The organism is Streptomyces sp. NPDC041135 (genome assembly GCF_055592085.1).
The window spans coordinates 51,134-64,094 of record NZ_JBVIYZ010000020.1 but is presented as its reverse complement, the minus strand read 5'-3'; the positions used below and the strand labels follow the sequence as shown (position 1 = coordinate 64,094).

At 73.4% G+C, this 12,961-nt stretch carries 11 protein-coding genes; 6 read left to right on the top strand and 5 right to left on the bottom strand.

All coding sequences use genetic code 11. From position 1 onward, the window contains the following. Window positions 1-102 precede the first annotated feature (102 nt). The 4 genes from ACZ6CZ_RS30440 (at window position 103) to ACZ6CZ_RS30425 (ending at window position 2,539) form a co-directional block, all read left to right on the top strand. Entirely contained in the window at window positions 103-720 is a 618-nt protein-coding gene (locus ACZ6CZ_RS30440) for an acyl carrier protein (RefSeq protein WP_073771977.1), read from the top strand. A 119-nt stretch (window positions 721-839) separates the two neighbouring features. Further along, the gene (locus ACZ6CZ_RS30435; RefSeq protein WP_158072180.1) at window positions 840-1,001 is read left to right on the top strand and encodes a hypothetical protein; all 162 of its coding nucleotides are present in this window, start codon (window positions 840-842) and stop codon (window positions 999-1,001) included. A 41-nt stretch (window positions 1,002-1,042) separates the two neighbouring features. Further along, window positions 1,043-1,594: a carboxymuconolactone decarboxylase family protein gene (locus tag ACZ6CZ_RS30430; protein ID WP_073771976.1), complete on the top strand. Its 552-nt coding sequence runs from the start codon at window positions 1,043-1,045 to the stop codon at window positions 1,592-1,594. Between the two features lie 24 nt (window positions 1,595-1,618). Beyond that, window positions 1,619-2,539, top strand: coding sequence for an oxidoreductase (locus ACZ6CZ_RS30425; protein WP_398391144.1), 921 nt, complete (start codon window positions 1,619-1,621; stop codon window positions 2,537-2,539). A gap of 24 nt (window positions 2,540-2,563) precedes the next feature. On the opposite strand, the gene ACZ6CZ_RS30420 is transcribed toward ACZ6CZ_RS30425, so the two are convergent. Together ACZ6CZ_RS30420 and ACZ6CZ_RS30415 are read right to left on the bottom strand one after the other, a co-directional pair. After that, window positions 2,564-3,550: a carboxymuconolactone decarboxylase family protein gene (locus tag ACZ6CZ_RS30420; protein WP_381115561.1), complete on the bottom strand. Its 987-nt coding sequence runs from the start codon at window positions 3,548-3,550 to the stop codon at window positions 2,564-2,566. A 50-nt stretch (window positions 3,551-3,600) separates the two neighbouring features. Next, the gene (locus tag ACZ6CZ_RS30415; RefSeq protein ID WP_073771973.1) at window positions 3,601-3,939 is read right to left on the bottom strand and encodes a hypothetical protein; all 339 of its coding nucleotides are present in this window, start codon (window positions 3,937-3,939) and stop codon (window positions 3,601-3,603) included. 304 nt (window positions 3,940-4,243) lie between these two features. Between ACZ6CZ_RS30415 and ACZ6CZ_RS30410 the strand changes: the two genes are divergently transcribed. Further along, a complete protein-coding gene (locus tag ACZ6CZ_RS30410) occupies window positions 4,244-5,425 on the top strand; it encodes an acyl-CoA dehydrogenase family protein (RefSeq protein ID WP_073771972.1) in 1,182 nt (393 codons plus the stop codon). Between the two features lie 66 nt (window positions 5,426-5,491). On the opposite strand, the gene ACZ6CZ_RS30405 is transcribed toward ACZ6CZ_RS30410, so the two are convergent. The 3 genes from ACZ6CZ_RS30405 to ACZ6CZ_RS30395 all read right to left on the bottom strand — a co-directional run bounded on the left by ACZ6CZ_RS30405 (window position 5,492) and on the right by ACZ6CZ_RS30395 (window position 10,072). Beyond that, on the bottom strand, window positions 5,492-6,754 hold the full coding sequence (locus ACZ6CZ_RS30405; protein ID WP_468858570.1) for a cytochrome P450: 1,263 nt from the start codon (window positions 6,752-6,754) through the stop codon (window positions 5,492-5,494). Between the two features lie 55 nt (window positions 6,755-6,809). Beyond that, complete coding sequence (locus ACZ6CZ_RS30400) at window positions 6,810-7,814, bottom strand: methyltransferase (protein ID WP_398391139.1); 1,005 nt, start codon at window positions 7,812-7,814, stop codon at window positions 6,810-6,812. A 149-nt stretch (window positions 7,815-7,963) separates the two neighbouring features. Further along, entirely contained in the window at window positions 7,964-10,072 is a 2,109-nt protein-coding gene (locus ACZ6CZ_RS30395) for an MMPL family transporter (protein ID WP_073771971.1), read from the bottom strand. Between the two features lie 214 nt (window positions 10,073-10,286). On the opposite strand from ACZ6CZ_RS30395, the gene ACZ6CZ_RS30390 reads away from it, so the two are divergent. Beyond that, complete coding sequence (locus ACZ6CZ_RS30390; protein WP_468858565.1) at window positions 10,287-12,935, top strand: amino acid adenylation domain-containing protein; 2,649 nt, start codon at window positions 10,287-10,289, stop codon at window positions 12,933-12,935. Window positions 12,936-12,961: the final 26 nt, after the last annotated feature.

Sequence of the window (12,961 nt, the reverse complement as noted above, 5' to 3'; positions counted from 1 at the left end):
TAGACTTGCCCACAGCTTGGAAAAATATTGCCACAGAGCATGTGCTCCCGTACCGTGACAGGGAGTCGATGCAGCCGACACATGTCCATGGAGGTGGCGACAATGGCCAGTGACCGCTCTGCCGTCTCCGGCCGGAACCGTTCCGCGGGGTCCGGCGCGTCGAAGGGCCGCGAAGGCGACGAGTACCGGCTCGGCGACGTACGGGAGTTCATGATCGGCGTGTGGAGCGAGCTCCTCGGCCGCTCCGATCTCACCGAGCATTCGGACTTCTTCGCACGCGGCGGGGACACGCTGCTGATCACCCGGCTGGTCCGCAGGATCACCGAGAGGTTCGGCGTCGCGGTGTCGCTGCGCGAACTGTCGCGGCGCAACCTCGGCGACCAGGTGGCGCTGGTGCACGCATCGCGGCTGCGCTCGGCCCGCCGCGGCTCCCGTCGGCCGACCGTCACCACGCGCGACATCCGCCGGGTGCTGGCGCGGGGCTGGGGTGATCTGCTCGGCTTCCCGAACCCCTCGGAGGGCGCCGACTTCTTCGCGCACGGCGGGGACTCCCTGCTGATCACCCGGCTGGTCCGCAGGATCGACCGTGAGCTGGGCGTCACGCTTCCGGTGCGCGACATGCTGGCCGCCCCGACCCTGGGGGAACAGACGCTGCTGCTCAGCGACGCGGTCGCGGGATCCCGCCGCTCCGTCTTCACGAGCGGCCGACAGTCCGACTGATACCCAGGCAAGTTGCCAAAGTCTGGCATATCGTTGCCACTGCGAGTCCGATTCACTAGCTTCCTGGCATCACGAGGTCTCACCGTCCCGCGGTCACGCCGCCCTCGCTAGGAGCTCGCATGGGTACCGCACTTCACGTTGCCCGACTGTCCCTCCTCATCGGCACGTTCGGACTCGTCACCCTCCTCGCCACGACCTCCGCCCACGCCGCAACGGCGGGAGAAGACGTGGAATGGCCCTTCGCCAGCATCCGCGCCGACGACGAGGTCGAATGGCCCTGATCCCCCGCCGTCCGCCCCTCGCCCTCCCGGAAGGAAGATCCGTGCCCCATATCGCACTCGACAACGACCTCCCCGGTATCAGCGGCCTGATGGCTCACCGCCCCGACACCGCCGCTCCGCTGGGCGATCTCGCGAACGCCCTGCTGCGGGCGCCGTCCTCGCTCGAACCGGGGGAGCGCGAGCTCATCGCGGCGTACGTCTCGCACCTCAACGCCACCGAGTTCTGCTCCGCCTCCCACGGGGCCTTCGCCGCCGCGCAGCTGAGCGGGGGCCGGAAGCTGGTCGAGGCCGTCCTGGCCGATCCCGCGACCGCGCCCGTCGACGGGCGGATGCGCGCGCTGCTGGCCGTCGCCGCCGAGGTCCAGGACGCGGCGCGCCCGGTCTCCGCCGAGGCGATCGCCTCGGCGCGGGCCGAAGGGGCGGACGACACCGCTCTGCACGACACCGTCCTGATCGCCGCCGCCTTCTGCATGTTCAACCGCTACGTGAGCTGCCTTGCCACCGAGCTGCCGAAGGACGGCGAGTACTACGAGCACTCCGCCCGGCAGATCGTCGCCGACGGCTACCGCGCCGCGATGGCCCAGGCCGGCTGACGCCTCCCCGGAGAGGGACGACGGATGAGCACGCGGCGACGGTGGAGCACCGCCGATGTCCCGGACCGCACCGGCACCACCGCGGTGGTCACCGGTGCGAGCTCCGGCATCGGACTGCACCTGGCCCAGGAACTCGCCCGGCACGGCGCCCACGTGGTGCTGGCCGTACGCGATCCCGACCGCGGGATCGCCGCGGCGGCCCGCATCCGGGCCCAGGCGCCGTCGGTCGAGCTGACGGTCCGCCGGCTGGACCTCTCCAGTCTCGCGTCGGTGCGTGCCGGCGCCGAGGAACTGCGCGACCGCTTCCCCCGCATCGACCTGCTGGTCAACAACGCGGGCGTGATGTGGACCGACCGGGCCCGCACCCCGGACGGACACGAACTCCAGTTCGCCACGAACCACCTGGGGCACTTCGCCCTCACCGGTCTGCTCCTGGACTCCCTGCGGGCCGCACCCGGCGCGCGGGTCGTGACGATCAGCAGCTACCTGCACCGGCTGGGGCGCATCGACTTCCGCGACCTGCACGGCGAACGCCGCTACAGCCGGTACCGGGCCTACAACCAGTCCAAGCTGGCCAACCTCATGTTCGCGCTCGAACTCCACCACAGGCTGGCGGAGTCGGGCGCGGAACTGGCCTCGCTCGCCGCCCATCCCGGGCTGGCCGCGACCGGCCTGGGCCGGGGCTTTCCCGCACCCGTGCGCAGGTTCGGCTCCCCGCTCGCCCCCCTGTTCCTCCAGCCGGCCGCGGCGGGAATGCTGCCCGCTCTGCGGGCCGCGACCGATCCCGACGCGCGCGGAGGCGAGTTCTACGGGCCCCTCGGCGTGACCGAGACCCGGGGCGCGCCCGGGCTCGTACGCCCCGGCAGAACGGCCCTCGACCCCCAGGCCCGGCGCCGCCTGTGGGAGGAGTCCGAGCGCCTCACCGGCGTACGCCTGCGCCCCTGAGACCGCCACCCGCTGCGAGGCCGTTCACCCCCGCCCGGCGGCACCGGACACGGCGAGCCGGCTGCCTACGCGCACGGCGGTGGTCAACGCGGCGTAGGACGTGAGCTCGACGAGTTCGCGGTCGGTGGACCATCGCCGCCTGAACGCCTCGACGTCCTGCGGGAGCACCTGGTAGGGGGCGAAGGCCGTCAGCAGCGCCAGCCGTGCCGCGGGCACGTCCTGGGCCGGCAGGCCGGCTACGGCCTCGTCCAGCCACCCCCGGCCGAGACCCGGCGCCGATCCGTCCCACGCGTCCAGACGCGTGCGCAGCCGCTCCCGGACCGGCTCGGGCACCCAGTGCGCCCCCTGGTCCACGGCGGTGACGGCACGTCCCAGGGCCTGGGCCACGAAGGGGCTGCCCTCGGCCCACTCCAGCCCCGGCGGCAGGGGCGCCGGGGGCAGCAGGTCGAGCGAGTCGCCCGGCGCCAGCGGACCCGGTGCGACCGGACGCATGGCCAGGGCGGTGGTCCGCATGATGGGGCCGCGCAGCGGCGTCGGCGTCCGGGCCGGCATGGGGGAGTCGGCCAGGAAGAACGACACCATGCGGTTGATGTAGTGGAACGTGACTACGACGCCGCACAGTTCCGGCGCCTGTTCACCGCTGAGCGGAAACGGCTCCCCGCCGTCCGCCACCCCGTCCCCCGGCTGCCGTCCCGCCTCCCGGACCCACCGCAGGAGCCCGGCGCCGACCCCGTCCGGGGGCAGGGTTCCGAGAACCGCCTGGTGCACCTGGACACAGTACGGGCAGTCGTTGGCGCGGGAGACCTCGGTGGCGACCGTCTCCTTCACCGCCCGGCTCACCCGCCCGTCGACCAGCAGGGTCTCCCGCAGCATCAGCCACGCCGCGGCCAGCGACGCCGCGGCGGGCGAGTGGAGGGCCAGGGGCGGCGCGAGCACGCCGAACTGCTCCTCCGTCTCCCGGTACACCCGGGCCACCAGGCCGCGGGCCTGGCGGGGGGCGACCACGTCCACGTACCTCACCTGCCGCAGGGATCCCCGCAGCACTGCCCGCACGAGCGGCCTCATCGTCGCCTTCCCTTCCCGTTGTCGAAGCTCGGCGCCCTCGCCGACGGCGGTTCGCCCGGCAGGTCCTGTCCGGTCCGCGGCGGCGGGCAGCCGTCGGGGCCGTGCGGCCCCGACCCCGGATCGTCCGCGCGGGTCTCCGGCTCCACGGCGCCCGGACCGAGCACCATCTGTTCCATCAGCATGCGGACCAGCGCGGTCGCCGCTTCCTGCGCGGTGGCCGCGCTGTACGCGGCGGGCGAGGCCGCCGCAGTGGCGAGGACCGTGTCGGCCGACGGCCTCGCGGTGGCGGGTGCCACTGCGGTCGACACCCGGGACGGGCGGTCGCTGTCGCTCATGGGCTGCCTCCCTGACGGGTCCGGGCACCGGCCCGGCATTGTCGGCGACGGGCGCCGGCGCCGGCCGTGGCTCCGGCCGAGAAGCACATTCTCGATCCTCGGGCCGGTCGCGGCCTTCTCGTGGGATGCGCTCTCGCCCAGGCCCGGTCGGCATCGGCGGAGGCGACCGGCAATCAAGGAGATGCGACGCCCGTACGACTCGGTGAACCATGCGGGAGCAGGGCGACGCCGTCCTGACCGATGCGCGCAGACGCCTGCTTCCGCACAGCGCGGACAGGGCGCCTCATGATTCCTGGAGGACCGAGTGGACCAGACGCCTACGCCCGCCCGCACCGAACTGGTTGAACGTGCCTCGAAGTTGAGGCCGCTGCTCCAGTCCCACGCGGCATGGACCGAGGAGAACCGGCGGTTGCACGAGGAGTCGGTCGAGGCGATGGCCGCGGCCGGGATCTTCCGCATGCGCGTGCCGGCCCGCTACGGCGGCTACGAGTCCGACGCCCGCACCCTGGTGGACGTGGCCGCCGAACTGGCTCGCGGCGACGGATCGGCCGCGTGGACGGCGTCGGTGTGGTGGATCCCCACCTGGATGGCGGGCCTCTTCCCGGACCACGTGCAGGACGAGGTGTTCTCCCGGCCGGACGTCCGGGTCTCCGGCACCCTCAGCCCCGGCGGGATGGCGGCCCCGGTCGACGGCGGCGTCGTGGTGAACGGCAAGTGGGGCTTCATCAGCGGCGCCTGGCACAGCCACTGGCAGGTCCTGATCGCCGTCTCGCCCACCCCCGACGGCGCCATGCAGCCCGTGATGGCTCTGGTGCCGACGGACCAGCTGCAGATCGTCGACGACTGGTACACCTCGGGTCTTCGGGGGTCCGGAAGCGTCACCACCATCGCCTCGGACGTCTTCGTCCCCCAGGATCGGGTCCTTCCGCTGGGCGCGGTGCTCCAGCAGCAGTACGCCTCCGAACTCAACGCCGCCTCGCCGATGTTCCGCGCGCCGATGCTGGCCGTGGCCTCGGCCTCGTCGGTCGGCACCATGACCGGACTGGCCGCGGCGGCCCAGGACGTCTTCCGCGGCCGGCTGCCGGGCCGGAAGATCACCTACACCGAGTACGAGGAGCAGGGCGCGGCGCCGATCACCCACCTCCAGTTGGGCGAGGCGAGCCTGCTGGCCGACGAGGCGCGGTTCCACGCCCACCGGCTGGCCGACCTGGTCGACTCCAAGGGGGCCTCGGGCGAGGCCTGGACGCTGGAGGAGCGGGTGCTGTGCCGCGGCCTGCTGGGGCGGGCCTGCCGCCTGGGCAAGGAGTCGGTGGACATCCTCGCGCAGGCGAGCGGCGGTTCCTCGATCTACAACGACGTCCCGATCCAGCGCGTGCAGCGCGACGCCCAGAGCATCACGCTGCACGCGCTCATGAACCCGAGCACCAACCTGGAGCTGTACGGCCGGGTGCTGTGCGGGCAGGGGCCCAACACCCTGTACGTCTGAGAGGGGCGCACCACCGGCCGGGACGGTCGCCGTGTTCCGGCCGGCGGGGTGCTCGGGAGCCGGGGTTCAGGACTCGGGGCTCAGGGTCACGGGGAAGGTGTCGAGGCCGCGGACGACCCAGCGGTCGCGGTAGACGGGCGGCTGGGAGACGGTCAGTTCCGGGAACCGGCGCAGCAGCCGCGGCAGCGCGATCCGCGCCTCCAGGCGGGCCAGCGGAGCGCCCAGGCAGAAGTGGCCGCCCGCGCCGAAGCTCAGCGGCCTGGCGGCCTCGGAGCCGTCCCGGCGGGGCGCGTAGCGGTCGGGGTCGAAGCGGCCGGGATCGCGGTGGCGGTCGGGATCCCGGTTCGCGGCGGCCAGGATGAGGACCAGCTTGGAGCCCGCAGGGACGGGCAGGCCCAGCAGATCGAGGTCCTCGGCAGCCCACCGGCTGGTGACGTGGACCGGCGGCTCGAACCGGAGGATCTCCTCGACGTAGCCGTCGGCGAAGTCCGGTTCGGCCCGCAGCCGAGCCGCGTACGCCCGGTGTTCGAGGGCGAGCATCACCCCGTGGCCGATCAGGAAGCTCGTGGTCTCGAACCCGGCCGTGAGCAGCACCATCATGGTGCCCATCAGCTCGTCGTGGTCCAGGCGCCGGGGGGAGCCGTCGTGGGCCTCGGCGAGCAGGGTGACCAGGTCGTCGGCGGGGACGCGGCGGCGGTGGTCCAGGAGGTCGTCGAAGTAGGCGCTCATCTCGTCCATGGCGGCGTCGGCCCCCGCGAGCGCGCCGGGGTCGGTGAAGCCGTCCGTCGCCACGGCGACCCGGGAGGCCATGTCGCGGAACCACACCTGGTCCTTCTCCGGGAAGCCGATCATCTCGCTGATCACCGCGACGGGCAGCCGGGCGGCGAACTCGGCGATGAGGTCGACCGGGGAGCCGTCGGAGCCGAGCCGCGCCATCCGGTCGAGGAGCCGGTCGGTCATCTCCTCGATCACCCCCTGCATCCGGCGCACCTTGGGCGGGGTGAACGCGAAGCTCACCACCTGGCGCAACCGGCCGTGGTCGGGCGGGTTGCTGTAGAGCATGGAGCTCGTGAACCCCCGGACCGAGGAGTGCGACCGCCACGACGGGAAGACGACGTCGTAGCTCCTGCCGTCCTGGACGCGCAGGGCCGGCTCCCGCAGCGCCCGGTCGCACGCGTCGTGGCCGACCACCACGAAGCGGCCGGGTTTCGTGGGGACCGCCTGCCCGTGCGCGCGGATCGCCTCGTAGAGGGGGTAGGGGTCCTGGCGGCCCCGCACCGTGCCCAGCGCGTCGAGCGCCTCGACCGGCGACATGACCGTGCCGGCCATACGCTCTCTCCTTGTCTGCCGTACCCCGCGCCGCGTTCGGCCGGGGCGGCGTGCGTCAGACCACGGACATCTGGATGATCGCGGAGGAACCCGCGGGGTGGACGGCGACGACCCGGAGCCCGGCCCGGCCCGCCAGCTCCGTGAACGCCTCGACGCCGCGTTCCTTGGCTCCGTAGACGCACAGCATGCGCAGGTCCATGCCGGTGTGCGGGGCGTCGCCCGCCGAACCGGTCGACTCGATCACGAACACCGATCCCGTCCGGCCCGCCGCCTCGGCGCAGCGCCGCAGGATCGCGACGGACGCCTCGTCGTCCCAGTCGTGCAGGACCAGGGAGAGCACGTAGGCGCCCGCGCCGGCGGGGAGAGGGTCGAAGAAGCTGCCCGTGACCGCGTTCGCCCGGTCGTCCAGTCCGGACGCCGCGAAGGACTCCTTGGCGCGCTGCACCGCGTCGGGCAGGTCCAGGACCGTGCCGCGCAGCGACGGGTAGGCGGTCAGCAGCGCGGTCAGCAGGGAGCCGTCGCCGCCTCCGAGGTCGATCACATGGCCGGTGGACGCCCAGTCGAAACCGGCCACGACGGCCGGAGCGCGGGTGGCGACGTCCTGGCCGAGCAGCCGGTTGAACGATTCCGCGCGCCGGGGGTCGTCCGCCAGATCTTCCCAGAAGGAACGGCCGTAGCGCAGCGGGAAGGCGGCCTTCCCGGTCCGTACGCTGTGCAGCAGGTCGACGAACGACAGCTCTCCGCGTCCCGCCCCCTCCATGTCGAACCAGGCCCGGACGCCCGCCGGGTGGTCCTCGCACAGCGGCCGGCCCAGGGGGGTCAGGGTGTACCGGCCGAGCTCGTCGCGATCCAGCAGGCCCCGGACGGCGAGGTAGCGCAGCAGCCGGTCGAGGGAGTCCTCGTGCACGGCGGCCGCCTCGGCGAGTTCGCGGGCGGTGTGCGCTCCGGCCGTGATGTGGTCGGCGATGCGCAGTGTCGCGGCGACGCGCACGGCCATCGGGGTACCCAGGTTCGCCATCGACCACAGTTCGGCGGCCTTGCCGTCCTCATCGCCCAACACGGCGTGTCCTTCCGGGGAATCGGCCTTCGGCCGGTGGGCCACCATCGTGACGCCAAGTCGCGGGCGTCCCATCTTCTGGATTGCGCAGTCGTACGGCGGGCGGCCCGGGGGAACCGGCCGCCCGCCGTACGGGTCTTCCCGGGCCGGTCTCAGCCCACGGGCTGGGACGTGCGGTCCTCACGGACGGGAGTCGGGCCCCCGGCCGCCTTCGACAGCGCGCCCGGCCACCAGAACCGGGGCCCCAGGTCGAGCGCCAGGGCCGGCAGGAGGATCGTCCGGACGAGGAAGGTGTCCAGCAGGATGCCCAGGCCGACCACGACGCCCATCTGCGCCATCGGGACCAGCGGCAGCGAGGCGATGACGGCGAACGTCGCGGCCAGGACCACACCGGCGCTGGTGATGACGCCGCCGGTGGTGGTCAGGCCGGTGAGCACGCCCTTGGCGTGGCCGTGCAGGGCGACTTCCTCCTTCACGCGGTGCATGAGGAAGATGTTGTAGTCGATTCCGAGGGCGACCAGGTACACGAACCCGAGGAGCGGCACCGACCAGTCGACGCCGGCGTGCCCCATCACGTGCTCGAAGAGCAGGTTGGACGCGCCCAGGGCCGCGAAGAACGACACGACCACGGTGCCGAGCATGATCAGCGGCCCGGCGACCGACCGCAGGAGCCAGATCAGGACGAGCAGGACCACGAGCAGGACCGCGGGGACGGTGACCCACAGGTCGCGGACCGAGGCGCGCTGGGTGTCCAGGCTCTGGGCGGTCGTTCCGCCCACGAGGGCGTCGGTGTTGTCGCGCAGGGCGTCGACGGTGTCCTTGGCCCCGGCGCTGTCGGGCACGTCCTTGAGCACCACGGACAGCAGGGTGAGCTCTCCGTCGGGAGTGGTGGGGCCGTCCTCGACGGACACCACGCCCTCGGTCCCCTCGGCGGCCCGCCGCACCTCGGCCGCGTCCGCGGTGGGCGTGACGACGGTGGCGGGGTCGGAGGAGCCGGACGGGTAGTGCGCGGAGATCCGCTCCTGGGCGACGACGGACTCGGGCTTCGTCTGGAGCAGTTCGCTCTGGGTGAGTCCCATGTCGAGGCCGAGGGAGCTGAGGGCGAGAAGCCCCGTCGCGGCCAGCGACAGCACCCAGGCGCGGCGTGGCCGGGCGGCCGTGACGGAACCGATGCGCTCCCAGCGGCTGTGGGACGCGGGGGCCTCGGGCGCGGCGGCGGCCTCAGCCGTCCAGCGGGGCACGAAGGGCCAGAACACCCAGCGGCCCAGGATGACCAGCAGCGCGGGCAGGATCGTGACCATGGCGAGGAAGGCGCAGACCACGCCGATCGCGCCGACCAGGCCCATGGACCGGGAGGAGTTGACGTCCGCGAGGACCAGGCAGACGAGGCCGATGGCGATGGTGCCGGCCGAGGCCAGGATGGCCGGACCCGACCGTCGCAGCGCGGTCTTCATGGCGATGTGCCGGTCCTGCTCGCGGCGCAGTTCCTCGCGGTAGCGGGCGATGAGCAGCAGGGCGTAGTCGGTGCCGACGCCGAACACGAGGACCATCAGGACGCCGGAGCTCTGCGGGTCGACCGGCAGCCCGGCGTACTTGGCGAGCATGTAGGTGCCGACCTGGGTCAGCACGGAGGCGAAGCCGACGGAGAGCAGGGGCAGCAGCCACAGGATGGGGGAGCGGTAGGTGATCAGCAGCAGGACCGCGACCACGAGACCGGTGACCATCATCAGCATGGAGTCGAGGGACTCGAAGGCGCCGGCGGCGTCGGTCGTCGAACCGGCGGGCCCGCCCACCTCGACGGCGACGCCCGGCGGGGCGTTGGCGTCGGCGATGTCGCGGACCTTCTTCGTCGTGGCGACGATGTCGGCGTCGCTGATCAGCGGAACGACGACCATGAGCGCCTGGCCGTCCTTCGACTCCAGGGGCGCCTCGACCTTCTCGCCCTCGGCTGCCAGTTCCTGGAAAGCGGCTATGTCCTTCTCGGCCTTGGCCCGCCCCTCGGCGGGCAGCGAGCCGTCGGCGCTGTAGACCACCACGGCGGGCATCAGCTCGTCGGCGCGGAACTTCTCCAGTTCCTTGTTCAGCTTCGCGGATTCCGAGCTGCGCGGAAGGAAGGCGTTGGCACTGGAGTCCTGGACGTCGGCGAGCTTGCCCGCCAAGGGGCCCAGCGCCATCGCGATGATGAGCCAGGCGGCCAGGACCAGCCACTTTCCACGTCTGTCACCGGGCACACCGCTGGTGCGCTTGAACCAGGCTTGCAAGGGGGGCTCCTTCGGGCACGTTCGGATTCCGCGGTGGCCGAGAGTGCCGGGAGGGCCGCACTGCACGGCCGTTCCGACGCGGCCGGCGGGGTCCTCCATCGTTCCCAACTCCCCCTGGAAGACGTCAACTTCCAGATTGCGGAGTTGGTCGAACAAGGTTTGGCGGGGTCCTTCGGCCGGCATGCGGAGCTCCGCACACAAGGAGAAGCGTCCCGTGCGCCACCGCCTCAAGATGGGCGTCGTGGCGAATGACGTGACTGTGACCGATCCGGACCGGGGGCTTCTGCCGGCCTCCGGATCTGCGGCGTTGCACCGGTACGCGGCCTACCACGTGGCCGGCGGACTCGACCTGGACGCCCTGCGAACGGCCTGGCGGGCGGTCGCCGGGGACGGTGCTCCCGTGGAGCCGGCGGCGGTCGGGCAGACCGCCGGCGAGGGGTTCGGGGACGAGGAACTCTGCGCCCGGTGGGCGGCCCGTCCCTTCGCCGAAGGCGACGCGCCGGCCCGGCTCCACCTCGCCCGCAGAGGCCCGCGCGAGCACCTGCTGCTCCTGGCCGCCTCCCACTCCGGGGCCTGGGAAGGACCGTCCGGGGCCCTGCCGGCCGCCCTGTCCGACGCGTACCGCGCCGTCGTGACCGGCGGTCGGCCCTCCGCCCCGCCCCTTCGGCCGGCGCCCGGGACACGTGGGGGCGAGGAGCCCTCGGCGACCGCCGCCGGTCTGGTCCTGCCCGCCGACCGGAACCGCCCGCACCTGCCCCCGCACGCGGGGGGCGCCGTCGCCTTCACCTGGAGCCCGGACCTCGGCTTCCGTACGGCCCGGCTGGCCGAGGCGGCAGGGGTCACGCCCGCGGCCGTGGTGCTGGCCGGATTCCGCGCCCTCGTCCACCGCTATGCCGGACAGGACGACGGCACGCTGTCCACCGCCTTCAGGGAGCTGCTGCGCACGGTGCCGGACCCGGCCTCGAAGCCCTGCCGTATCGAGGGGGCCGACGCCGTGTTCGTCCACCGGGAGCGGGCGGCCCTGCGGATACCGGGCGCCGAGGTGCGGCAGCTGTCCGTGCACAACGGCACGGCCGCCGCCGATCTGGCCCTGGTCCTCCAGGACACCGCGCCCTGCGTCGCCGGCTTCCTGGAGTACCGCGCCGCACTGTTCGAACCCGCCTCGGCCCGACGGCTGCTGGATCAGCTGGCCACCCTCCTGGCAGCCGCGACCGCCGATCCGGACGCGCCCGTGGGCGGACTCCCGCTGGACGACGAGCGCCACCGGGAACGCGCCCTGCGCGCCTCGGACCGCCGGGCGCCCCGCGGACACGTGACACCGCCGGTGCACGTCTCGGTGCGCGGCCACGCCGGACAGGACGGCACCGCCGTCTCGTTCGGCGGCGTAAGCACGGGCTACGCCGAACTGACGGCGCACGCGGCCCGCGTCGCCTCGGCCCTCACCGCGGCCGGCGTGGGGCCCGGCTCGCCGGTGGCGGTGCGGATGCGACCGGGCGCCCACCGGATCGCGGTGCTGCTGGGAGTCCTGGAAGCGGGCGCCCACCTGGCGTGGTTCGCGCCGGACGGCGGGGGCGAACGCCACCGGTCGATGCTCCGCGATCTGCGCCCGTCGTGCATGGTGCTCGACGGCGGTCCGCAGGAGGATCCGCTGGCGCTCTGGTACGCCGGTGAACCGGGCGCCCGTCTGCTGGACGCCTCCCAGGTGCTCGGCTCCCCCTCCGCCGCTCCCGGTGCGGACGCGGCGGCCGGGGCCCGGCCGGACCCGGAGGACCTCGCCTACGTGGCGTTCACCTCCGGTTCGACGGGGCGCCCCAAGGGGATCGTCCAGTCCCACGCCGCGCTGGCCCAGTTCGCCGGCTGGATGGGCGAGCAGTTCGCGATGGGGCCGGGCGCGCGGGTGGCCCAGTGGGTCTCCCCGGAGCACGACCCGGCGCTGGCCGAGGTCTTCGCGACGCTCGTGGCCGGCGGCACGCTCTGTCCGGTACCGGAGCGCGTCAGGGTCAACCCCGACAAGCTGGTGCCCTGGCTCGTCCAGGAGGGCATCACCCACATCCAGACCGTGCCCAGCTTCGCCCGGGACCTCCTCGGCGTGATCACCGGCTCCGGCCCCGACCGGCGGCCCGACGCCCTGAGCCACCTGCTCCTGATGGGGGAGGCGCTGCCGGGCGAACTGGTGGACGGGCTGCGCGCGGCCCTGCCCCGGACCCGCCTGATCAATCTGTACGGGCCCACCGAGACGATCGCCGCGACCTGGCACGAGATCACCGGACCGGTCGCGGGCCAGGTCCCGATCGGGCGCCCGCTCCCCGGCCGTCAGGTCCTCGTCGTGGACGAACACGACCGGCCGAGCCCGGCCGGCGTCACCGGCGAACTGGTGGTCCGCTCCCCGTACGTGACGCCGGGGTACCTCGCCGTCGAGGGCGGCCCGGACCACGGCGCGCTGTTCACACCCGTCGCCGGCTTCGCCCCGGACGGCGACCGGTGGTACCGGACCGGGGATCTGGCGCGGGTGCGGTTCGACGGCGCCCTGGAGTTCCGGGGCCGCAGCGACTTCCAGGTCAAGCTGTTCGGCAACCGCGTGGAACTCACCGAGATCGAGGCCGCGCTGAACCGCGACCCCTCGGTCCTGGAGTGCGCGGTCCTCCCCCACGTCAACGGCCAGGGCCTGGTGACCCGCCTCGCGGTGTACGTGGTGCCGCGGGGGGACGGCGAGGGGGACGTGAACGCGGACGTCCGGGCCTGGCGGTCCCATCTGCGCGGCCAGTTCGGCCCCCTCACGCTGCCCGCCGTCTTCACCCGCCTGTCCTCGCGCCTGCCGCGCAACGCCGCGGGGAAGGTGGACCGCTCCCAGCTCACCCGCTGAGCCGCCGCGCCTCACGAACCCACCCC

Bases quoted from the DNA above. Each gene is read 5' to 3' on its own strand.
- ACZ6CZ_RS30440 (WP_073771977.1), top strand. From the start codon at position 103: ATGGCCAGTGACCGCTCTGCCGTCTCCGGCCGGAACCGTTCCGCGGGG.
- ACZ6CZ_RS30435 (WP_158072180.1), top strand. From the start codon at position 840: ATGGGTACCGCACTTCACGTTGCCCGACTGTCCCTCCTCATCGGCACG.
- ACZ6CZ_RS30425 (WP_398391144.1), top strand. From the start codon at position 1,619: ATGAGCACGCGGCGACGGTGGAGCACCGCCGATGTCCCGGACCGCACC.
- ACZ6CZ_RS30415 (WP_073771973.1), bottom strand. From the start codon at position 3,939: ATGAGCGACAGCGACCGCCCGTCCCGGGTGTCGACCGCAGTGGCACCC.
- ACZ6CZ_RS30405 (WP_468858570.1), bottom strand. From the start codon at position 6,754: ATGGCCGGCACGGTCATGTCGCCGGTCGAGGCGCTCGACGCGCTGGGC.